Genomic DNA, 22411 nt, shown 5'->3' on the forward strand with positions numbered 1-22411 from the left:
TTTTTTTCGGAGCGGACTATGTCCGTGGAAGCATCGTTTACGCTGCATCACTCATTTGGATTCTCATCGAAAAAGCCGGCCCCATCGACATTTCATCGACGAAGCCGGCTTTGGAGCTTTAGTGTGACGGCACCACCGTAAAAGGCATAATCTGTTCGAGCAGGCGTGTAACGTCGTCCGCATTGAACACTTGATCGGCGTTTTGATCCGTCTGCTGTTTGACCGCACTTACCGCATCGGAAATGCCGGTTCTCTTAGGCAGATGCAGCGAGAACAACAAGCTGCCCGTTCTGCCGGGGCTGACCGCGTAAGCTGTAAAGGTTTGACCGGCGGAAACCGTCAGTTTTTTCGTTACGTCCAGCTTCGCGCTGTTTTCCGTCGGCGTACTTCCGTCCAGTGTGTAATAAATGACCGTCCCCGCCGGTGCATCGCTGTACCCGATTTCCGCGGTATCGTCCGTCACATAAGCAAACGTCGGAAAAACTTCGGTCCGTTCCGCTTCGAATACCCCATAGGTGGAGAAATGCCGTACATAAGCGACAGCTTTGCCGCCGGATACGTCCGTCTTCTGATATTCCCATTGATTCGCTGCCGGGTTGTAATAAAATACGCCGATTTTTGACGGATCCGCATTCGGATTCGTCAAAGGGATTTCCAGACGCACCGGCTGATTTATGGCCGCATTTCCGGATAACGTAATTTCCATCGTCGCACCGGCCGGCTTCATCCCGCCGATCGACGGCGGATCAATGACCGACGCTTTTACGGTTGTTCCTTGCGGCAGCCCGGCACCGGAGAAGTCGATCGCGACGCCGCCCGGCAAAGTAACTTTTCCGTCATCCGGGATCGTGACCGGGATGGCCGTATCGCGATAAAAATTAAAAGTATACAGCCGACTTGCACTGCCCGCATACACATTGGCTGTTACAGTTTGCGACGAAGCCGGCGCGTTAATGACGAGCTGCCTCTGGCCTGCCGTTTCCGCAATCCAATAATATACGCTGCCGGTGACGGTAACGCCGGCGCTTGCCGGCATTTGCGCCGTAATCGTCGCGCCCGATATCGCCGGATCGATCAGCACATCGTAAACGTAACGGTTGGTCGCTTGCGGAGCAAGCAATTGGCTGGTACCTCCGCCATTCAGCCGAATCTGGGTCAGCTCGGCGTTGTCATTGCTGCTGTCCGCACGGATGACGACGATCGTGTACGTTTTCGTCGTACCGTCTTCGGCGGTCACCACGATCGTAATCTCGCTGCTATTTGCATTCAGCGGCACGTTCACAGCAGCCCCGCTTGCCGCCGCCGTACCGTTGACGGTTAACGTCGCCGCCGTATCCGCTGCGGTCGGCGTCACCGCAACGCTGTAAACATCGCTTGCGACCGTTGTCGTATAGCTCGTCGCACCGGTAAAAGCTATCGTGCCGGGCGACAAGGTCAAATTGCTTAAGTCCGCATTGCCGCTCTTCGCACGACGGGTAACGGTGACCGTGTATGTCTTCGTCGTTCCATCCTGAGCGGTCACCACAATCGGAATTGCCGTGCTGCCGACGTTCAGCCGTACATTAACCGCCGTTCCGCCGGCTGCCACCGTGCCGTTCACGGTTAGCGTCGCCGCCGCATCCGCTGCGGTCGCCTTTATGTCTATGCTTTCCGCCGTGCTGCCCACACTCACCGTGTAATCGGTCGTGCTGCTGGCAAATGCGGGGTTCAGACTGCCCTGCGACAGCTGCAGGCCGCTCAAATCCGCATTGCTGCTTGGGGACGCACCGGTAACGGTCAATGTGAACGAGGTTTGCGCGGAATAAGTAACGCCGTTCGATACAGCGCTCACCGTTAATGTAATGACCGCCGTTCCCGTTTGGCCGGTCGCCGGAGTCACCGTTAACGTGCAGGCGGTTCCCGTTCCCGCTGCCTGAATATTGGCATCCGGAACCAGAACCGGATTGGATGAAACCCCGGTTACCGATAATTCGCCAAGGGAGACATCTCCCACGGAAACCCCGATAGAGAGCGTTCCGCCTCTCGTTACGGTTTGGTCCGCTATCGCCGCGATCGTCGGAAACGCCTCGAACGCGCCGATATCCACGACGGCCGTCGCATCCGCATCCGCCGAGTCGGCTATCCGGCTTACCCCGCGCTGGTCAACGGCAGAAACGGCTTGAGCATTGTCACCCGCGTCCAGTGCAGCACTCCCTGCTTTCAATGCGTGAGTTTCCGTAAGCCCTCCGTAATTCGCCAGCGGCAGCAGCCCCGGGTCCGGGCTTCCCACAATGTTGCCGTTCGCTCCATGAACCAAACCGCCGGAGCCGCCCGTACCGACCAAATTATGGCCGCTCTCCGCCGCGAGTCCGACGCCGTCGGCCCCTCCTATATCGCCGGCCAAACCGCCCGAGGTGTTTCCCGCAACAATCGTGTTATGCAGAGCAGGCTGCCCCGCTTCTACATACACCCCGCCGCCGCTGCCTCCGGAAGCCGTGTTGTTGTAGATCGTATTGCCTGTCAGCCTCATCGCGCCGAAAAAGTTGGATATGTACAAACCGCCGCCATCATCGGCCGCCGTATTGCCGCTGATCGTCGAATTTTGCACCGTTGCCGGTTCTGCCAAATACATTCCGCCGCCATTCCCGTTCGTCAAGACGGCGTTCCGTGAAATCGTACTCCGGTCGATGGTTACCGCCGCTTGATTTTGAGTTTGGGGAAAAAACGCGAGACCTCCGCCGATCCCGTCGGAAGATGCGGTCACGCTGTTACTGTCGATCGTCGTCTCCGATATGCCGACGTCGATATCCCCTTCGACGTAAACTCCGCCGCCCCGTCCGCCAGAGGTATTATGGCGGATAATCGATTTTTGCAGCGAAAACGTCCCTCCGGGCAGCCCGGAGATGAGAACGCCCCCGCCATATTGACCGGCTCCCGCCGAAGCGCTGCTGTATTCTACGACGGTATTATACAAGCTGATCGCGCTGGTTCCGGTATCGCCGGCTATGCCCCCGCCTCCATATGCATCGCCGGCCGGCACGTTTCCGTTTCGCACCGTCAGCGCTTCTATGGAAACCGTAAATCCCGCAGACAGTAACCCCGGATTGATGTCAAACACCCGGTCATTCCCGCCGCCCGCTCCGTTCCCCGCTTGAATGACGGTCGCTGACGGGTCCCCGTCCCGGTTTCCTCCCGCCCCGACGATGGAGACAGGTCCGAGAATGTCCAAGTCCCCCTCGGCGGCATTATTTTCGGAAGCGCCGCCCAAGGTTAACGTATACGTTCCTGCGGGAATATTGATCGCCTCGCTGCCGTCATGCGCGTTGCTTTCCATTACCGCGGCCCGCAGCGAACACTTTCCGCTGCTATCAGCGCATACTCCGTCCCCGGGAGTCGCATCCAACGTATCGCCAGTCGTATTGACCGTAAAAGCAGCAGCCTCCGCCGACACGAACCCTGCGAATGGGACGCCCCCCAGCAGGAACGCCGCTGCCAGCAAGAAGGCAAGACGAAACCTGCATGTTACAGACGCGAACCTTACTATCGATATACCGGCCTCCACTCTCCCGACCTTCTCTCCTGGAAATATGTAAGAAACAAAAGCATCAGGGCCTTTGCGGAAAAATGCCTTCCAACGCGATAATAAAATTGACGGCCAAATAAGGCTGCATATTATTATGAGGCTGATTTCCACCTGCGGTAGAAAGAGCTTGCGCTCCCATTGACTTAAGGCTGCTCGTATCGCTCGTGTATGCGGCAGGAGCTCGGCGCCCCTGCGGAACCGCCCAAATCCCTTCACCGGGGCCGCTGCTTGCTCCCGTTTCCGAACTGCAATTCATCGCGTGAGAATGTGCCGGAAGTTGTGAGGTCATCAGCGTGACCGCAGCCGCGCCGCCTTTTTCCCCTACCGTTCTCGGGGTCAACCCCGGCCCGGAGCCTTGGCCTGCATGAATGGGAACCCGCCCCTGCAAGTCGGGAAGAGCGAATGTAGTCGTCCCATTCCCGCCATAATTCGTTCCGAGGAGGGAAAACAGCGCCGTATTTTGGCTTATCGGCAGAAGTTGCCCGTTGCAAAACGCCCAGCCCCTAGGTGCATAGGTTCCTGCAAACATCCGTATTTCACCCACAAAAGGATCAGACATTAACTCACCTCCATTCCCTTAAGGTCTACTGGGAAATATGCCCTCCAAAGCAATCACAAAATTGAACACCAAAAAAGGCTGCATATTGTTATGCGGCTGACCTCCTCCGAACGGCTGTACAGCGAGTGAACTCATCGTCGTATTGGCGTTCGGATAATAAGAGCTTGTCGTCGTAGCGGCCCACAGATTTCCTACGGGCGACGTTTCCGCAGCCGCACTCCCGCCCGCCCTTACAGGGTGAGAATGCGAAGGGAGCTCGCTTATCGTCAAAATATGCGACTCGTTCCCTGCGGCTATCCCCAAACCAATGCCGTTCCCGGCATGCACGGGAACCCGGCCTCTGAAATCGGGCAGCGCAAAGTTGGTTTGTCCGTTGCCTCCGTAAGTCGTCCCCAGGAGCGAAAACAACGCTTGATTTTGGTTGATCGGCAGAAGAGAGCCGTCACAAATGGCCCAACCTCTTGGAGTATAATTAAAGCTGACTATGCGAATTTCACCCAAAAAGGGCTCGGACATCCGGAATCTCCTCCATATTCAACTTGCCTCATCGCATCCCATAACTCCTAGGCTCGAGGAGGGATAGTGCCGTCTAATGCAATGATAAAATGAATCGCCGTATACGGCATCATATTGTCATGCGCTGCGCCGCCGCCGGCCGAACCTACAGCCTGCGAATGCATTGTCTTCCCTACCGGAGTAAACGGGCTTTTATATTGATTCATCGTGGACTGAGCCCAGACGCCGTTCGTCGGAATGTTGCTCGTTCCCCGCTCGGACTGTCCTCCCGCCTCATGGGAATGAGACGGTATTTGGGAAACCGTCAAGGTCACCGCTTCTACTCCGCCTCTTTCTCCGATCGAGCGAAACGAAAGCCCGGGGCCCTGCCCCATGTGCATCGGTGCGCGTCCCCGCAAATCGGGAAGGCAAAATGTAGTCACCCCGTCTCCCCCATATGTAGTTCCGATGAGGGAATAAAGCAAAGTATATTCTGAGATGCTAAGGATTTGCCCGTTGCAAAACGCCCATCCCACCGGTGCAAAATTTCCGGCAATCATCCGGATTTCTCCAACATACGGAACCGCCATCCGTCCTCACTCCTCCTTACCACCGGCATGGCCTGTGAGCCGATTAAATATTATTTCATACAAATACCCGCTCTCATCCTGGCCGACCGGAACCATGAACAGCGTCTGCTCCCCGACCGCGCGATGACGAAGATGATAGATTCTCTGTGGCAAAAAAGGCGTCTTCGGACCGCGAAATAGCAGCGAGAACAGCTCCGTCTCCGCGGATGACCGTTTAACCGCGACCTTGATCAATTCAAGCGGCAGCACGCCGTCGTCGAATACCGCTTCAAAAACCGTTCCCTCCGCCGCTTGATACGCGGCCAAGCTATCTTTTTCCATGCAGCGTATCCCGTCCCTATTTGTCTCTTGTAGAAAAGTTCAACCGTATAATATAATAACATAGTCTAAGGTGTATGAGTTGGTAAAATCGGATTATTTTCCCTATGAATCTGGTTTACGGAGGGCTTGTATGGATAAGAACAAACAGATTACCCGCCGCAGGTTTTTGGCTTATTTGGGGACCGGCGCAGCGACCATTGCCACCGCCTCTTCGGGACTTTCGCTTGTTCTCGGAGGGACGACTGCGTCTGCGGCCGCGGCAGACAGATTGTTCGACAAAAAAACAAGCGTGATTTCCGGTTCGTTTACGCCGATCGAGCCCTCCGGCAGCGACCGGTTCATAGTTCCGTCCGGATATAAAATCGATACGATCGCCGCCTTCGGCGATCCCCTCAACGATAAAGGGGAGACCTTCGGAACCGGCGCAACATTCTCCCGTTTTTTCCCGCTCGGCGATTCGAGCTCGAACGGTTTGCTCGTTGTCGGGCACGCGGAGGCCCCGGATGAAGACGCTCAGTCAAGCTTATCCCGGCAAGGCGTATCCGTGCTTGAGGTATACCGAAGCAAGGAAGGCAGCTGGCAGCCGGATACTTCTTCCCCGTATGCCCGCCGCATCTCCGGACTCGATCCCGCCGACTTGACGGGCCCAGCTCGCGGCAGCCGTTCGCTTCGCGGCGCCACCCGCGTTCAAGGCACATTTGCCAATCGCTCCGCTGCAGCGACCCCATGGGGAACGCTGATTACGGGCGAAGCTGCATTCGATGATACGAGCCGCGCGTCCGGGCTCGATCCGTCCCATTACGGTTGGATCGTCGAGCTGGATCCTTTTGATGCCAAATCTGTTCCTCAAAAACATACCGCATTAGGACGGTTCCGCCACGGCGGAATTTCGGTCAGCCTGACGAAAGACGGCAGAGTTGCCGTTTATATGGGGGATTCGACCAATAAAGCCTGTCTTTACAAGTACATAAGCAAAGGCATTTACAATCCCGATGCCGGGAAAAATAATTCGAAGCTGCTCGCGGACGGGACTTTATATGCCGCCAACCTCGAGAAAGGATCGTGGATTCAGCTAGATTTCGACGCGGTGAAAGCCGTGTTAACCGATTTGACTCGGCCGATACCGGCAGGAATAGGACGCGTCCGGGAAGATTTGAAGGAAAAGCTGGCGGATCCTTCCGATGTTTATGTATATGCCTATGAATCCGCTCTATTGTTAGGTGCGACTCCGACGGATCGGTTTGGGGATATTGCGGTTTGCCCTATCGACAACAGCGTGTTCCTTTCTTACCCGAACAATCCCGCCCGCGGCAGCATTCACGGACAAATCATCCGCTTATTCGAGGAAAATGACGATGCCGGAGCGTCTTCGTTCCATTTCGACGTCTTTGCCGCAGGGGGAAGGCAGGGCGGGTTCAGCTCGCCCGACGCTCTTGCTTTTGACCGCCAGGGCAACCTATGGGCTACAAGCGATATGCCTGTCGATCGGACGGAATCCAATGCGTACGCTCCGTTTCAAAACAACGGGCTGTACGTGATTCCGAATCGCAAACAGGCCGATGGCAAAGCGGTCCAGTTCGCTTCGGCTCCCCGCGGGGCACGTTGTGCCGGAGCCGCATTTGCACCGGACGAACGTACGTTATTTGTTTCGCTGCAGCGTGAGACGACCGGCCCCGCCATCGTCGCCATTACCGGCGTTTTTTGATAAGCACGGAAATAAAAGCATCGCCAATCACCTTGTTACAATAGGTGAGTGAGCGATGCTTTTTTGTTTGAAAGATGATCGTTTCGTACAAAATCCCGGTTGTTTTGTTCAATCGTTTCCCGTCCAATTATTCTTATAATTCAATTGCAAAGGTCATAATAATACACAGGAGGAATCCAAGTGAAAAAATCGGTACCGCCCCGCCGCTCGGTCACCATCAGAAGCAGTATCGCAGTTGCACTCTTATCCGTTGCTTTGCTATCCTGCGCCCAATATTTCGGAAACCCCGGTCAAGATGCGCCGGCACCCGGAAAATTACCGGCAACGGAAATTTCCGAAGCAGCCCCCGACGCCACATCGCATCCGTTCATGGCATATGTGGAGGCTGTCAATAGCAACGATCTTGATGCGCTTGTAGAGAGCTTTGCCGAAAACGCCGTCATCGTTGATGTATCGCGACACATCACCGGTCAAACGGCAATTCGAGAATGGGCCAAAAACGAAGTGATGGGCGGAAAACTGGAAGTGCTGGAATCTACGCCCGCCGCTCATGGAGTCAAGCTGCTTGTTCATTGGGCGCCGCGAGGATCGGATGGTTGGAAGGCATATTATACGTTTGAATTTAAAGACGGGAAAATCGTTCATGCCGATTTGCAGTACGCTTAAAATTCGCTTGGTTGCTAGTTCCCCATAATTCCGTCCCGAATAGCCTTTGCTAGGTGTGCAATCACGCAAAAAAGCTCGCAAATCACGTTTCCGTAATTTACGAGCTTTTTGGTTATGCGCTCGAGAGGACTCGAACCTCCACGGCTGTTACACCACTAGAACCTGAATCTAGCGCGTCTGCCAATTCCGCCACGAACGCAAAGTATAATTGGTGCGGTTGAGAGGACTCGAACCTCCACGGGCGAAGCCCACCACCCCCTCAAGATGGCGTGTCTGCCATTCCACCACAACCGCAAATGATGTTTCCGCCAAAAAACACCGATTTTATGATTCAGAAAGACTTGCTCCCTGAAAACTAGATGCGAATCACTTCAAGTACTGCGTTAGAATTGTCTTTTGGGGTCCCCGCAAAGTACTCGGAATAGGCTCCGAAGCATTTGCTTCACTTTGTGGGGATTGCTTTTTGGGCCCCGAGAAAGTAATCGGCATAAGCTACAACGCTTCGCTTCACTTTCTTGGGTAATATGGTTAAGCCCTCGACCGATTAGTATTCGTCAGCTCCACACGTTGCCGCGCTTCCACCCCGAACCTATCTACCTCGTCGTCTACAAGGGGTCTTACATACTGGGAAATCTCATCTTGAGGGGGGCTTCACGCTTAGATGCTTTCAGCGCTTATCCCTTCCGTACTTGGCTATCCAGCCGTGCCTCTGGCGAGACAACTGGTACACCAGCGGTACGTCCATCCCGGTCCTCTCGTACTAAGGACAGCTCCTCTCAAATTTCCTACGCCCGCGACAGATAGGGACCGAACTGTCTCACGACGTTCTGAACCCAGCTCGCGTACCGCTTTAATGGGCGAACAGCCCAACCCTTGGGACCTACTTCAGCCCCAGGATGCGATGAGCCGACATCGAGGTGCCAAACCTCCCCGTCGATGTGGACTCTTGGGGGAGATAAGCCTGTTATCCCCAGGGTAGCTTTTATCCGTTGAGCGATGGCCCTTCCATTCGGTACCACCGGATCACTAAGCCCGACTTTCGTCCCTGCTCGACCTGTTTGTCTCGCAGTCAAGCTCCCTTCTGCCTTTGCACTCTTCGAATGATTTCCAACCATTCTGAGGGAACCTTGGGGCGCCTCCGTTACTCTTTAGGAGGCGACCGCCCCAGTCAAACTGCCCACCTGACACTGTCCCCATACCCGCTTAGGGTACCAGGTTAGAACTCCGATACGATCAGGGTGGTATCCCAACGTCGCCTCCACACAAGCTGGCGCTCATGCTTCAAAGGCTCCCACCTATCCTGTACAGATCGTACCAAAGTCCAATATCAAGCTGCAGTAAAGCTCCATGGGGTCTTTCCGTCTTGTCGCGGGTAACCTGCATCTTCACAGGTATTAAAATTTCACCGGATCTCTCGTCGAGACAGCGCCCAAGTCGTTACGCCATTCGTGCGGGTCAGAATTTACCTGACAAGGAATTTCGCTACCTTAGGACCGTTATAGTTACGGCCGCCGTTTACTGGGGCTTCGGTTCACAGCTTCGGTTTGCACCTTACCGCTCCCCTTAACCTTCCAGCACCGGGCAGGCGTCAGCCCGTATACTTCGCCTTGCGGCTTCGCACAGACCTGTGTTTTTGCTAAACAGTCGCTTGGGCCTTTTCACTGCGGCCCCCTCCGGCTATTCACCTTACCGGGGCACCCCTTCTCCCGAAGTTACGGGGTCATTTTGCCGAGTTCCTTAACGAGAGTTCTTCCGCGCGCCTTAGAATTCTCTTCTCGCCTACCTGTGTCGGTTTGCGGTACGGGCACCTTCTCCCTGGCTAGAGGCTTTTCTTGGCAGCTTGAGATCATGACCTTCGGTACTCCCGAAGTTTCCCTCCCCATCACAGCTCAGCCTTATCGATGCGCGGATTTGCCTACGCACCAGCCTTACTGCTTGGACGGACATCCATCAGTCCGCGTCACTACCCTTCTGCGTCACCCCATTGCTCATAACGGTTCACGGTGGTACAGGAATTTCGACCTGTTGTCCTTCGACTACGCCTTTCGGCCTCGCCTTAGGTCCCGACTAACCCTGAGCGGACGAACCTTCCTCAGGAACCCTTAGGCTTTCGGCGGATGGGATTCTCACCCATCTTTTCGTTACTCATACCGGCATTCTCACTTGTATACAGTCCACCTGTCCTTACAGTCAAGCTTCTACCCGTATACAACGCTCCCCTACTGCCCGCATCGTTTCCACTCCAGCTTCGAAGAAGTGTGTTTGCCCCTGAAAGCATTTAGCCAGATTCTTGAATCAACCTAGCGGTTGAATCTGGCGAATGCCCCGGGCTGCACACAGCCTCAAAGATGCAGTGGAAACGATGCTGACCCATAGCTTCGGTGGTGTGTTTAGCCCCGTTACATTTTCGGCGCAGAGTCACTCGACCAGTGAGCTATTACGCACTCTTTCAATGGTGGCTGCTTCTAAGCCAACATCCTGGTTGTCTGTGCAACTCCACATCCTTTCCCACTTAACACACACTTGGGGACCTTAGCTGATGATCTGGGCTGTTTCCCTCTTGACGATGGATCTTAGCACTCACCGTCTGACTCCCGGGTATAAGTATGCGGCATTCAGAGTTTGACTGGACTTGGTAACCCTTGGCGGGCCCCGCACCCAATCAGTGCTTTACCTCCGCTACTCTTATCCCGAGGCTAGCCCTAAAGCTATTTCGGGGAGAACCAGCTATCTCCGAGTTCGATTGGAATTTCTCCCCTACCCCCACCTCATCCCCGAATTTTTCAACATTCGTGGGTTCGGGCCTCCAGTGCGTGTTACCGCACCTTCACCCTGGACAGGGGTAGATCACACGGTTTCGGGTCTACGCCCACGTACTCAAGTCGCCCTATTCAGACTCGCTTTCGCTGCGGCTTCGGCTCTTCACCTTAACCTCGCACGTGAACGTAACTCGCCGGTTCATTCTACAAAAGGCACGCCATCACCCTTTAACGGGCTCTGACTTCTTGTAAGCACACGGTTTCAGGTTCTGTTTCACTCCGCTCCCGCGGTTCTTTTCACCTTTCCCTCACGGTACTGCTTCACTATCGGTCGCTAGGGAGTATTTAGCCTTGGCAGATGGTCCTGCCTGCTTCCCACGGGGTTCCTCGTGTCCCGCGGTACTCGGGATCCGTCTAGCGATACGCAAAGTTTCAGTTACAGGGCTTTTACCTTCTTTGGCCGGCCTTTCCAGACCTGTTCGCTTACTCTGCTTTTCGCACATTGACGTCCCACAACCCCAGGGGGCAAGCCCCCTGGTTTGGGCTACTCCGCGTTCGCTCGCCGCTACTGACGGAATCACTTTTGTTTTCTTCTCCTGAGGGTACTTAGATGTTTCAGTTCCCCTCGTATGCCTCCAACTACCCTATGTATTCAGGTAGAGGTAACCGAGTATTACCTCGGCTGGGTTCCCCCATTCGGACATCCCCGGATCAACGCCTGCTTACGGCTCCCCGAGGCATTTCGTCGTTCGCCACGTCCTTCTTCGGCTCCTAGCGCCTAGGCATCCTCCGTGTGCTCTTATTAGCTTAACCAGCTAATTCAAAACTAAGGAATTCTAAGCTTTCGCTTGAAGTTGTTTCGCTATCTAGTTTTCAAGGAACAAATTGCGACCCTAAGATCGCGAGCTTTGCAAAATAGCGCACCTCAGGTGCGTTATTTCACCTCATTCACGCCGCTCGCCATAAATAACGGAACTGTATTCCGCTATTCGCTTCGATTTTGGCGTTTCCATCGCCGTTTCGCTTAAATAAAGGAACGTAGTTCCTCTATTTAGCCCGAATAGCGATGTTTCACCCAAATAGCGCACCTCAGTTCCGCTATACCGCAGAACAAGGCCTTTCTATTTGAACGGAGAGAATTGCTCTCTCAAAACTGAGCAACGAGTAACGTGCATGTATTTGTCCGGCATCCTGCTGATGCCATGGACTCCATAGAAAGGAGGTGATCCAGCCGCACCTTCCGATACGGCTACCTTGTTACGACTTCACCCCAATCATCTACCCCACCTTCGGCGGCTGGCTCCTTGCGGTTACCCCACCGACTTCGGGTGTTGTAAACTCTCGTGGTGTGACGGGCGGTGTGTACAAGACCCGGGAACGTATTCACCGCGGCATGCTGATCCGCGATTACTAGCAATTCCGACTTCATGCAGGCGAGTTGCAGCCTGCAATCCGAACTGAGACCGGCTTCTAAAGATTCGCTCCAGATCGCTCCTTCGCTTCCCGTTGTACCGGCCATTGTAGTACGTGTGTAGCCCAGGTCATAAGGGGCATGATGATTTGACGTCATCCCCACCTTCCTCCGGTTTGTCACCGGCAGTCATCTTAGAGTGCCCACCTCACGTGCTGGCAACTAAGATCAAGGGTTGCGCTCGTTGCGGGACTTAACCCAACATCTCACGACACGAGCTGACGACAACCATGCACCACCTGTCTCCTCTGTCCCGAAGGCCTGCCCTATCTCTAGGACATTCAGAGGGATGTCAAGACCTGGTAAGGTTCTTCGCGTTGCTTCGAATTAAACCACATACTCCACTGCTTGTGCGGGTCCCCGTCAATTCCTTTGAGTTTCACTCTTGCGAGCGTACTCCCCAGGCGGAGTGCTTACTGTGTTGACTTCGGCACCGAGGGTATCGAAACCCCCGACACCTAGCACTCATCGTTTACGGCGTGGACTACCAGGGTATCTAATCCTGTTTGCTCCCCACGCTTTCGCGCCTCAGCGTCAGTTACAGGCCAGAAAGCCGCCTTCGCCACTGGTGTTCCTCCACATCTCTACGCATTTCACCGCTACACGTGGAATTCCGCTTTCCTCTCCTGCACTCCAGTCCTCCAGTTTCCGGTGCGAACCAGGGTTGAGCCCTGGGCTTAAACACCAGACTTAAAGAACCGCCTGCGCGCGCTTTACGCCCAATAATTCCGGACAACGCTTGCCCCCTACGTATTACCGCGGCTGCTGGCACGTAGTTAGCCGGGGCTTTCTTCTCCTGTACCGTCACCTTGAGAGCAGTTACTCTCCCAAGCGTTCGTCCAGGGCAACAGAGCTTTACGATCCGAAAACCTTCATCACTCACGCGGCGTTGCTCCGTCAGACTTGCGTCCATTGCGGAAGATTCCCTACTGCTGCCTCCCGTAGGAGTCTGGGCCGTGTCTCAGTCCCAGTGTGGCCGATCACCCTCTCAGGTCGGCTACGCATCGTCGCCTTGGTGAGCCGTTACCTCACCAACTAGCTAATGCGCCGCAGGCCCATCTGTAAGCCACAGATTGCTCCGTGTTTCTTGATCTCTCCATGCGGAGAAACCATCTATCCGGTCTTAGCTACCGTTTCCGGTAGTTATCCCGATCTTACAGGCAGGTTGCCTACGTGTTACTCACCCGTCCGCCGCTAACCTTCCCCGAAGGAAAGATCCGCTCGACTTGCATGTATTAGGCACGCCGCCAGCGTTCGTCCTGAGCCAGGATCAAACTCTCCAATAAAGTCCCATTGCTGGGATTGAAGCTGTTTGTATAGCTCAATTACGTTACTGACTTATTGTTGGATTCGACTCATTCGAATCGAGATCCGCACGCTACTCGTTGTTCAGTTTTCAAAGAGCAAGCTTTATTTTAGAAGCAAAAACTTTTCTTATTATCCCTCCAAGCCGTTCATTTCAAACAGCCGGATTAACAATATAACATGTTTAAAACCAATTTGCAACATGAAGTTTCTTCCGTTTGTCGAATCACCGTTTTTGGCGACCCGAGGAAATACTCTATCATGTTCTGCGGCTTTTTGCAAGTGGTTGTTTATTTCCAGCGCTCTTGCGAGCAGCTGACGATCAACTCACTCGCTTGCCGCTCCGCCGCATCTCTCGCGGCCGGAGTTACAATATATCACGAATGCCTCGTACAATGCAAATGAAAAAACAAACCACCGAAGGAACAAAAGTCCATTCGGTGGCTTCAACGCAATAGAAGTCAGCTTCCGAGCAAAAAAGCCCGGGCGGGGGCAGCTTCGATGCCTTCGAGTTTCAGCGGCGCAAGCACGAACCAATAAGGACCGGCAGGGACATCCTTCAGCCGAAGCCCTTCCAGAATCAGCACGTTATTGCTCATTAAAGTGCGATGAGTCGAATAATCTGGCTGCGCCCGCTCGATGCCGAGCGCGTCCGTGCCGACGCCGCGAATTTTCAGCTCGGCCAAGTATCGCGCTCCTTCCATGTTGACAAAAACAAAGTCAAAATCGAACTCTTCGCTGAACGAACTGCGCGTTTTCAGAAGAATCCACTCGTTCTCCCGGATTGCAAAGGGCTCCAAATGCTCGCGGCCGATGCTGCCCTCCACACGGGTCAAATCGAGCACGCGCGCCGGGCCGATCAGATGATCCAGAGGGATTTTATCGATCGTATCTCCGCCTTTGAGCATATGAAGCGGCGCATCAAGATGCGTGCCTGTGTGTGCGTCCATGCTGATGCGCGTTTCGTACGTTTGCCCGATCTCGTGGTTGGCCGTGTTTTCAAAAGACGGTTTCTTGGTGTCTTTGTTGTTCCACACCTGCATGTTTTCCCGAATCGTCATCGAAATATCGTATAACTTGAACATCGGTATCCCCCTCCCCGTCTTTAAACTGCTTACCCGAGATTAGTGGCCCAAACGACTTCTCCCTCATGCTGGCCGTTGACCGGCCACCACTTGAAGCCGTCGTCCGCAAGCAGTTGATGGGCCCGTTCCGGTCCCCAGGACCCTGCGGGATATGTCGCCAAATCGTGAGAGCTTTCGCTCCAGGCGGCGGCGATTTTATCGATGAACTCCCACGCCAAAGACACCTCGTCCCAGCGCGTAAAATACGTCGAATCTCCGCGCGCCGCGTCATACAGCAAACGCTCGTAAGCTTCCGGCGTGTTCAGGCCGACCTGGCAGCTTTGGCAAAAATCCATCGCTATAGGAATAACGGTCCCCTCGGAGCCAGGGCGTTTCGCATTCATCTTCATATAGATGCCTTCCATCGGATTGATGCGGAACACCAGCAAATTGGGCTGCAGGTCGTTCTTCTGGGCCAAATAGACGTTGTTCGGCACGTTTTTGAACTCGACGACAACCTCGGTCGTTTTCACCGGAAGCCGTTTTCCCGTACGAATGTAAAAAGGCACGCCTGCCCAGCGGAAGTTGTCCACAAATACTTTGGCGGCAAAATATGTTTCGGTCGTCGAATTCGCATCGACGGAAGGCTCGTCCCGGTACGCGGGCAGATGCTTCCCGTTCGCTTCGCCGGCGACGTATTGACCGCGAACGACGTGAGCGCGAACTTCATCGGGCGACTGATAGCCCCGCAAAGAGCGGAATACCTTCACCTTCTCGTCGCGAAGATCTTCGGGATTTAGCCGGCTTGGCGGCTCCATGGCCATGATGGCAAGCATTTGCAGCATATGGTTTTGCGCCATATCCCGCAGCGCCCCCGAGTGGTCGTAATATCCGCCGCGGTCCTCGACGCCGACGGTTTCACTGAGCGTAATCTGCATGTTGGCGATGTACTTGTTGTTCCAGAGCGGCTCGAAAAACGCATTGCCGAACCTGAGCACGCCGATATTTTGCACCATTTCCTTGCCGAGATAATGGTCGATCCGGTATACGTCCTTCTCCCTGAAAACTTGGCGAATTTCATCGTTGAGTTTTTGCGCGGACGGAAGATCGTAGCCGAAAGGCTTTTCGATGACGAGGCGATGCCATCCATCCACTTCAAGCAGCCCGCCGGCGCGCAAATTGTGCGCCACGCTGCCGAACAGCTCGGGGGCAAGAGCCAGGTAGAACAGCCGGTTGCCGCCAACGTCGAATTTTTGGTCCAGCGAGTCGGTCAACCCCTTCAGTTCACGGAAGCCGTCCACATTATTGATGTCGAGCGACAAATATTCGAAATGCGAGGCAAACTGGTTCCATTTCTCATCTTTGGATACGTCGTAACGGGCGAACTCCTGGATCGATCTCAGCAAATCGTCCCGAAACTGCTCGTTCGAGCGGGGACGCCGGGCGAGTCCGACCACGGCAAAGTTTTCAGCCAATTTCCCTTCCCGGTAAAGTGCGTAAAAGGCGGGAAACAGCTTGCGGCGAGCAAGGTCGCCGGTTGCGCCAAATATTAAATAAACCGCATTGCTCATCGCTCATCATTCTTTCCCTGTTATTTTGTGAAAGGCACGATTCTTGCCTTTTGATATTAGAATAACGAAGTTAAGGGGGACTTTCAACATTTGCCATGGAACATTTTTCAAGCAAACAACCTGCAAAATAGGCGCTTGCATACGGGCGTTCACCCAAGCCGTAATGCCGCCGGTGAATAGGCTAATATGGAAAACGCGGCGTAGAAGGAGGCGAGTCTACATGAAGATGATTCACCCGGTTACGGAAGAGCAATGCAGACCCCACTGCGGCAAAACGATCGTCGCCGTCATGCACGACGGCACCGAGATTACAGGGGTGCTCAGCGAGGTAAAGGACGGCAAGCTTTATTTGAACTCGGAACAGAGCGTTCAGACAAACAGGGCCGGAAAGAAGAAAAAATCCGTTAAAAAATCCGGTCGGAAGGGGCAGGCCAAATTGAATGCAGCCTCGTACGCTCTTTATCCGGCCTTCCCGGCCGGGCCCGCCATCGTTTTGGATCTGGCCCTCATTGCTTTATTATTTGTCTTAATTTAAAAACAAAACCAAGGTCGCAGGCCTTGGTTTGTTTTTTAGTCGGATATATGTTTGCTCATCAAATAACATCGGATTTGCGGATTATAATGAACGGGGCTGTAGCCTTTGGCGCCGTAAAACGTTTGCGCGCGCGGGTTTTGCTCGTCAACCCACAGGGATAATTGCGTGCAGCCAAGCTGCTTTGCGGTCCGCTCCGCTTTTCTCATCAGCATGGAACCGAAACCTTTGCTCTGGTAAACGGTATCCACCGCCAGCATATCGATCAGCATCATATGCTCCTGCCTTCTCATAGTAATGAAACCGACCGGGTTGCGGCCGGCCGTCTGAGCGACAAAGGTGATCGATCCGTTCAGCCGCTTGCGGATCGTTTTCAGATCGACTCTGATATCCGGCATCGTTTGCCGAGTAAACGGCAGCAACAGCCGTTCGATAAGCCCCATGATAAATTTATCGTCAAGGGACGAATTTCGCTTGCGAATCATGCTCTTCGCTCCCGTCATCAACGTATGTATCATGTTATGACGATGAGAGCGAAATTGCTCGGATTTAAAGCGGGGCACCCATCTATTTTATGTATTTTTTCCCTATAAACCAAAGGAACAGCAAGCTTACGGCGATAACGATAACGATGACGACGCCATGGGTCAAATTCATGAATCGTTCGCTCCTTTTTTAAAAAATCGGCAATTACAATAGTATCACCAGGTGACTGGAAAGACCACTTAAATTTGTCAAGTTCCAATTTACGGGTTGTCCCTGTATCGGCTATAATGAGGGTAACTTTTTCCAACGATCGTGGGGTGTTTGAGATGGCGGCAAATACATGGCAGCTGTTAAGCGCCTATCAAACGAATTCAATCTTCTACGCCATCGACGCGGCCCGGCGAAATAAAGCGGCTGCTCCGGCGGCGAGAACGGGACTGCCCGTCGTCTATCCGTTTCAGCGGTATGCCTACAATCAGTTTGTGCAAACTGCCGCAACAGGTGTCGCATCGATTTTTCAATCTGCGAAAAACGTGCAGCAGGCGGCGGTGGCGCTGACCGGAAGCGCGGGCTCCCTGAACCGGCGGACGGCCGACTCGGGCAACAAGGATGCGGTCGCGGCGACAGCCGACACGGGGGCGGAACCGGCCTCTTACCGAATCAAGGTAGACAACACGGCAGTATCGCAAAAAAATACAGGCCTCGAACTGGACAAGTCGGCCCCTTCCGTTTTGTCCGCGGGCACGCATCAATTCAGCTTGACCACGGGCGGCAAAACAACGGCTATTTCGATCAACATTGGCGCCGGGGATACCAACGAACAGACGCTATCGAAAATGAAAAACGCGATCAACGGCTCCAATGCGGGAGTTGCCGCTGTTTTGCGGTACGACGATCAGACGAGTACCGTATTTTTAGAGCTGGCATCGGCGGAAACGGGAACCGATCACGCTTTCGCTCTTGCCGATGTATCGGGCGAAGCCGTCACCGCCACGGGAATCGGAACCGTTTCCCGGCCCGCGGCCAATGCCGTATACCGGATCAACGACGGTCCGAGCCTGACATACCAAAGCAACGGCGTCTCTCTCGACGACGGGAAAGTCGAGTTGACGCTGAATCGACCGGCGGACGACGAGGTTACCATTGCGATTAAACCTGACGACGATGCGATTGTGAAGCAGGTGCAAAATTTGATCGCCAGCTATAACGAGTTTCAGATGACGGCCAAAAATGTGAACGGTTGGATCAACGGTACGGCCACCCGCGGCTTTCAGCAAACAGTGTCGATTTTTACCCTGGGAACGCTGGGCATTGCCAAACAGGCGGACGGTACGTTGATGCTCGATGAAGAGGATCTCAAACGAGGCATCGTAGAAGATTTTAACGGCGTGAAGCGCAGCTTGAGCGGACTTGGCGGTCTGGCAGCCGGCTTGGCCAAAGCCGCCGAACGCCTTCAGGAAATGCCTCCCGAGGCAATGCTCAACAAACGCAGCCCGATATTCCGCGGCTATATGAACTATTCGTTCGCCGGCAGCCTGCAATCGTATATGCCCGTTCCGATGACGGGGCTGCTGCTTAACAGCTACTTTTAAGCGACAAGACCGGCTTGGCCGGTCTTTTTACGTTTATTGCCCGTCAGGGACACACGTCCCTTTACGTTATCGCAAATCCGAGCCTGCTCATCATCCGCTTGGCGGCAACCGAGAGGGGCACTTCCTTCAGCGTAACGATGCCGATGCGCCGCTCAGGCAGCGGTTCCGTAAGCGGAATTTCGATCACATCGCCCCTATCCAGCTCCTCGCGCACAAATTCGCGGGTCACACAGGCAAGGCCGAGCCCGATTTTTGCAAACTGCACCAGCAGATCGATGCTGCCAAGCTCGATTTCGGGCACAAGCCGGATCCCCCGGCTCTCCGCATACCGGTCGAAGGTGCGCCTCGTCGTGCTGCCCGTTTCCAGCAATATAAGCGGATGCCGCGCAAGCTCGGCAAAAGGAAGAGGCTGCGTGCGAAGCGAATCGTATTTCGGCCCGCCGATGAAAATATCGTGCACGGCCATCCCCTCGGTTACTTTCACTTGAGGATCTCCAACCGGCAGATTGACCAGACCGAAATCGATTTTGCCTTCCTTCAGCAGCCGGATCGTCTCGGGGGATGTACGGTTCGTAACGTGAAGCTTGATGTACGGATAATCGTTATGGAAGGTCTCCAGGTGAGGCAGCAGCACATGGCGGCATAACGTATCGCTCGCCCCGATATGAATTTCGCCGCTTTCGAGCTGATGCATTTCGCTCAGCTTGCTTTCGGCCATTTTCACAAAATTAAACGCCTGCCCGATGTACTGCAGCAGCACTTCTCCTTCTTTGGTCAGCGTAACTCCTCTCGTCGTGCGAAAAAACAGCGTACCTCCCAGCTTCTCCTCCAGCTGCTTGATAGCATGGCTGACGGCCGGCTGCGTAATAAACAGCGATTCCGCCGCCTTGCTGAAGCTGCCTGCTTTGGCGGTCTCGTAAAACACCCTGTATAGCTCCAAATTGACATCCACTTCAACATTACCACCGTTTATATCGAGTATGAAAAACATTAATTTTTCTAATGGCTTGTCCTATTAGTATACTATCGTTGCAAGGACATGCACAAATACCAAAGGAGAGGTTGAAGCATGAACCATGGAGTTACGGCGGTAGTCGGCGCCAATTGGGGCGACGAAGGGAAAGGCAAGCTGACGGATATTTTGGCGGAGCGGGCGGATTATGTCGTGCGTTACCAAGGAGGCAACAACGCGGGACACACGATCATCAACGCTTCCGGCAAATTTGCGCTGCATATGCTGCCTTCCGGCGTTTTTCATCCCGGAGTCGTCAATGTGATCGGTCCCGGCGTCGCGCTGAATGTGCCCGGATTGCTGCAGGAGCTTGCCGCTTTGCAGGAGCGAGGCGTCCCCGAGCCAAAGCTTTGCATTTCCGATCGGGCGCAGATTGTGCTGCCTTATCATTTGCAGTTTGACGCTCTGGAAGAGGAACGGCTCGGAAAACATTCGTTCGGCTCGACCAAATCGGGGATCGCGCCGTTTTATGCGGACAAATACGCGAAGCTTGGCGTGCAGGTGGCCGATTTGTATCACCCGCAGCGGCTGCTTGCGCGGCTCGAAGCGTCGCTGACCGCGAAAAATGTGCTGCTCGAGCATCTGTACGGAGGGCAGCCGAAGCTGGATGCGGCGGCGCTGGCCGAAGAGCTTGCCGCATGGGGCAAGCGGATTCGCCCGTACGTCTGCAACACGACGAAGCTGCTGCACGAGGCGTGGCGGCAGGGCCGGCACATCGTCGTGGAAGGCCAGCTCGGCGCATTGCGCGACCCGGATCACGGCATCTATCCGTTCTCGACGTCGTCGTCGACGCTCGCCGGATTCGCGGCGGTCGGCGCCGGTCTGCCGCCGCAGGCGATCGGCCGCATCATCGCCGTCGCCAAGGCGTACTCGAGCTGCGTCGGTTCCGGCCCGTTCGTGACGGAGCTCCACGGCGCGGAAGCCGAGGAGCTCCGCCGCCGGGGCGGCGACGCCGGCGAATACGGCGCCAAGACGGGACGGCCGCGCCGCATGGGTTGGTTCGACGCCGTGGCGACGCGTTACGGCGTCATGGTGCAGGGCGCGAACGAAGTCGCGCTGTCGCTGCTCGATGTGCTCGGGTATCTCGAGCACATCCCGGTTTGCGTCGCGTACGACGTGGACGGCGTCGCGACAACGGATTTTCCGCCGGCGCCGCTGCTGGACCGGGCGAAGCCGGTGTACGAGCAGCTCCCCGGCTGGCGCTGCGACATCAGCGGCGTACGCGACTTCGCCGCGCTGCCCGCGGAAGCGCAGAGCTATGTGCGCTTCGTCGAAGAGCAGATCGGCGTGCCGGTGAAGTGGATCGGCGTAGGTCCGCGCCGCGACGACATGATTGTACGCTAGCCACATAAGGGGCACCCTGGGAACTACAGCAAGCGAGCGGCGGCGTAACGGGCCTGTCTGATCGCCCGCTTCGGTCACTTGGACCGAGCCGCCGACGCCGCCCCGGCCCCGGCCCGACAGATCCGGATGGATCTCCCATGTCAATGCTGGATAAGCCCGCCTTGGCTTGCTATAATTAGGCGGGAGGTGTTGGATTTTGTCTTACGCATTGGTGGAAAAACTGAAAGAGCAATATATGTCGTCCGAAAAATGGTATTCTCTCCGGTGGCATTATATTGAAGCATGCATTCTCAAATCTTATTTGGACAGCTGCGGGCAGACCGCCAGCGAAACCGATTACAAGTTCGTCAAACAGTTCATCGACCGGCTGTATGACGCCGACGGCAGCATCCCGGAAATCGATGTCTCCTATTACAGCATCGACCAAATTCGGATGGCGTCCATCCTGTTCGAACTATACCAAAAAGAAAACGATCCGAAATACAAACGGGTGCTCGATCTCATTTTCAACCAGTTGAAAACGTACCCAAGAACGAAATCGGGCAGCTTTTGGCATAAGGAAAACTACCCGAACCAAATTTGGCTCGACGGGCTTTATATGGGCCAGCCTTTTTATATCCAGTATATTAAGGAGTTCGAAGACGGCAAGGACTACTCGGACACGCTGAACCAATTCGCCAACGTGCGAAAATTCGTCTACGACGAAGAAAAACGCCTATACGCCCACGCTTACGACGAAAGCCGGGAAATTTTCTGGTGCGACAAAACGACCGGCCGCTCTCCGAATGTATGGGGACGCGCCGTCGGCTGGTTTGTGATGGCCCTGGTCGACGTGCTGGAGCTGCTGGAGGGCGAACCCGCGGATACGGCGCAGCTGAAGCGGCTGCTCAAGGAAACGATCGACGATATGCTGCCCCACCAGCATGAAAGCGGCATGTGGTACCAGGTTGTGGATAAGGGCGACCATCCGGAAAATTACCTGGAGTCCAGCGGAACGCTGATGATCGCTTACGCCGCTTTAAAAGCAGTGCGCCTCGGCTACCTGGCGCAAGAGTATGCAGCGATCGGCAAAAAAGCGTTTGACGGTACGCTGCAAAAGTACTTGCGCGAGCAGGACGGCGAAGTGCTGCTCGGCGGCATCTGCAAAAGTGCAGGCCTCGGCAAGCATCCGGACACCGGCGTGATCCGCGACGGCAGCTTCGATTATTACATTCACGGCGAAGCGGTCGTGGACAACAACGGCCACGGCGTGGCGCCGCTGCTTATGGCTTTTAACGAAATCAAGCTGTACACCAAGGGGTAAACGACAGAAAGTTGTCTGCCCCGGAAAACAGCTATCAATGAAAGGGATGTTCCCCTCCCGGCACAATCGCCGGA

General features: G+C 54.8%; 15 protein-coding genes, 2 tRNA genes and 2 rRNA genes. 6 read left to right on the forward strand and 13 right to left on the reverse strand.

What is annotated here, in order from left to right; genetic code table 11:
* Nucleotides 1-118: 118 nt before the first annotated feature.
* From MYS68_RS23510 to MYS68_RS23530, 5 genes are read right to left on the reverse strand one after another with little or no spacing between them, the layout of a single operon-like run.
* Nucleotides 119-3541 carry a cadherin-like beta sandwich domain-containing protein gene (locus tag MYS68_RS23510; RefSeq protein ID WP_248928193.1) on the reverse strand — a complete coding sequence of 1141 codons (3423 nt, stop codon included), beginning with the start codon at nt 3539-3541 and terminating at the stop codon, nt 119-121.
* Nucleotides 3542-3584: 43 nt separating this feature from the next.
* Entirely contained in the window at nt 3585-4121 is a 537-nt protein-coding gene (locus MYS68_RS23515) for a phage tail protein (RefSeq protein WP_248928194.1), read from the reverse strand.
* An 18-nt stretch (nt 4122-4139) separates the two neighbouring features.
* Nucleotides 4140-4637, reverse strand: coding sequence for a phage tail protein (locus MYS68_RS23520; protein ID WP_248928195.1), 498 nt, complete (start codon nt 4635-4637; stop codon nt 4140-4142).
* A gap of 47 nt (nt 4638-4684) precedes the next feature.
* Nucleotides 4685-5206 (reverse strand): phage tail protein, encoded by a 522-nt coding sequence (locus MYS68_RS23525; RefSeq protein WP_248928196.1) that lies wholly within the window; start codon nt 5204-5206, stop codon nt 4685-4687.
* A gap of 6 nt (nt 5207-5212) precedes the next feature.
* Nucleotides 5213-5527: a DUF6916 family protein gene (locus MYS68_RS23530; RefSeq protein ID WP_248928197.1), complete on the reverse strand. Its 315-nt coding sequence runs from the start codon at nt 5525-5527 to the stop codon at nt 5213-5215.
* A 130-nt stretch (nt 5528-5657) separates the two neighbouring features.
* Here MYS68_RS23530 and MYS68_RS23535 point away from each other — a divergent pair, with 130 nt between their 5' ends.
* Together MYS68_RS23535 and MYS68_RS38915 are read left to right on the forward strand one after the other, a co-directional pair.
* On the forward strand, nt 5658-7232 hold the full coding sequence (locus MYS68_RS23535) for a PhoX family protein (RefSeq protein WP_248928198.1): 1575 nt from the start codon (nt 5658-5660) through the stop codon (nt 7230-7232).
* A 180-nt stretch (nt 7233-7412) separates the two neighbouring features.
* Nucleotides 7413-7898, forward strand: coding sequence for a nuclear transport factor 2 family protein (locus MYS68_RS38915; protein WP_248928199.1), 486 nt, complete (start codon nt 7413-7415; stop codon nt 7896-7898).
* Between the two features lie 115 nt (nt 7899-8013).
* On the opposite strand, the gene MYS68_RS23545 is transcribed toward MYS68_RS38915, so the two are convergent.
* The 6 genes from MYS68_RS23545 to zwf all read right to left on the reverse strand — a co-directional run bounded on the left by MYS68_RS23545 (nt 8014) and on the right by zwf (nt 16068).
* Nucleotides 8014-8097, reverse strand: a tRNA-Leu gene (locus MYS68_RS23545).
* Between the two features lie 10 nt (nt 8098-8107).
* Nucleotides 8108-8192 (reverse strand) — tRNA-Leu (locus MYS68_RS23550).
* 230 nt (nt 8193-8422) lie between these two features.
* Nucleotides 8423-11470 (reverse strand): 23S ribosomal RNA (locus MYS68_RS23555).
* A gap of 402 nt (nt 11471-11872) precedes the next feature.
* Nucleotides 11873-13414 (reverse strand): 16S ribosomal RNA (locus MYS68_RS23560).
* Together the 16S and 23S rRNA genes with 2 tRNA genes alongside form the textbook arrangement of a ribosomal RNA operon.
* 480 nt (nt 13415-13894) lie before the next feature.
* A complete protein-coding gene (locus tag MYS68_RS23565; RefSeq protein WP_248928200.1) occupies nt 13895-14518 on the reverse strand; it encodes a cyclase family protein in 624 nt (207 codons plus the stop codon).
* A 29-nt stretch (nt 14519-14547) separates the two neighbouring features.
* On the reverse strand, nt 14548-16068 hold the full coding sequence (zwf, locus tag MYS68_RS23570) for a glucose-6-phosphate dehydrogenase (RefSeq protein ID WP_248928201.1): 1521 nt from the start codon (nt 16066-16068) through the stop codon (nt 14548-14550).
* 220 nt (nt 16069-16288) lie between these two features.
* On the opposite strand from zwf, the gene MYS68_RS23575 reads away from it, so the two are divergent.
* Nucleotides 16289-16603, forward strand: a complete 315-nt coding sequence (locus MYS68_RS23575; RefSeq protein WP_248928202.1) for a hypothetical protein — start codon at nt 16289-16291, stop codon at nt 16601-16603.
* Nucleotides 16604-16638: 35 nt separating this feature from the next.
* Here MYS68_RS23575 and MYS68_RS23580 read toward each other — a convergent pair whose 3' ends face one another.
* Nucleotides 16639-17085, reverse strand: coding sequence for a GNAT family N-acetyltransferase (locus MYS68_RS23580; RefSeq protein WP_248928203.1), 447 nt, complete (start codon nt 17083-17085; stop codon nt 16639-16641).
* A 327-nt stretch (nt 17086-17412) separates the two neighbouring features.
* Between MYS68_RS23580 and fliD the strand changes: the two genes are divergently transcribed.
* Entirely contained in the window at nt 17413-18678 is a 1266-nt protein-coding gene (gene fliD, locus MYS68_RS23585; RefSeq protein ID WP_248928204.1) for a flagellar filament capping protein FliD, read from the forward strand.
* Nucleotides 18679-18739: 61 nt separating this feature from the next.
* Here fliD and MYS68_RS23590 read toward each other — a convergent pair whose 3' ends face one another.
* Nucleotides 18740-19630, reverse strand: coding sequence for a LysR family transcriptional regulator (locus MYS68_RS23590; protein WP_248928205.1), 891 nt, complete (start codon nt 19628-19630; stop codon nt 18740-18742).
* Nucleotides 19631-19747: 117 nt separating this feature from the next.
* On the opposite strand from MYS68_RS23590, the gene MYS68_RS23595 reads away from it, so the two are divergent.
* Both MYS68_RS23595 and MYS68_RS23600 read left to right on the forward strand, forming a co-directional pair.
* Nucleotides 19748-21034 carry an adenylosuccinate synthase gene (locus MYS68_RS23595; RefSeq protein WP_248928206.1) on the forward strand — a complete coding sequence of 429 codons (1287 nt, stop codon included), beginning with the start codon at nt 19748-19750 and terminating at the stop codon, nt 21032-21034.
* Nucleotides 21035-21230: 196 nt separating this feature from the next.
* Entirely contained in the window at nt 21231-22337 is a 1107-nt protein-coding gene (locus MYS68_RS23600; RefSeq protein ID WP_248928207.1) for a glycoside hydrolase family 88/105 protein, read from the forward strand.
* The last annotated feature ends 74 nt before the right edge of the window (nt 22338-22411 follow it).

The organism is Paenibacillus hamazuiensis (assembly GCF_023276405.1).
Taxonomy (GTDB): Bacteria; Bacillota; Bacilli; order Paenibacillales; family NBRC-103111; genus Paenibacillus_AF; species Paenibacillus_AF hamazuiensis.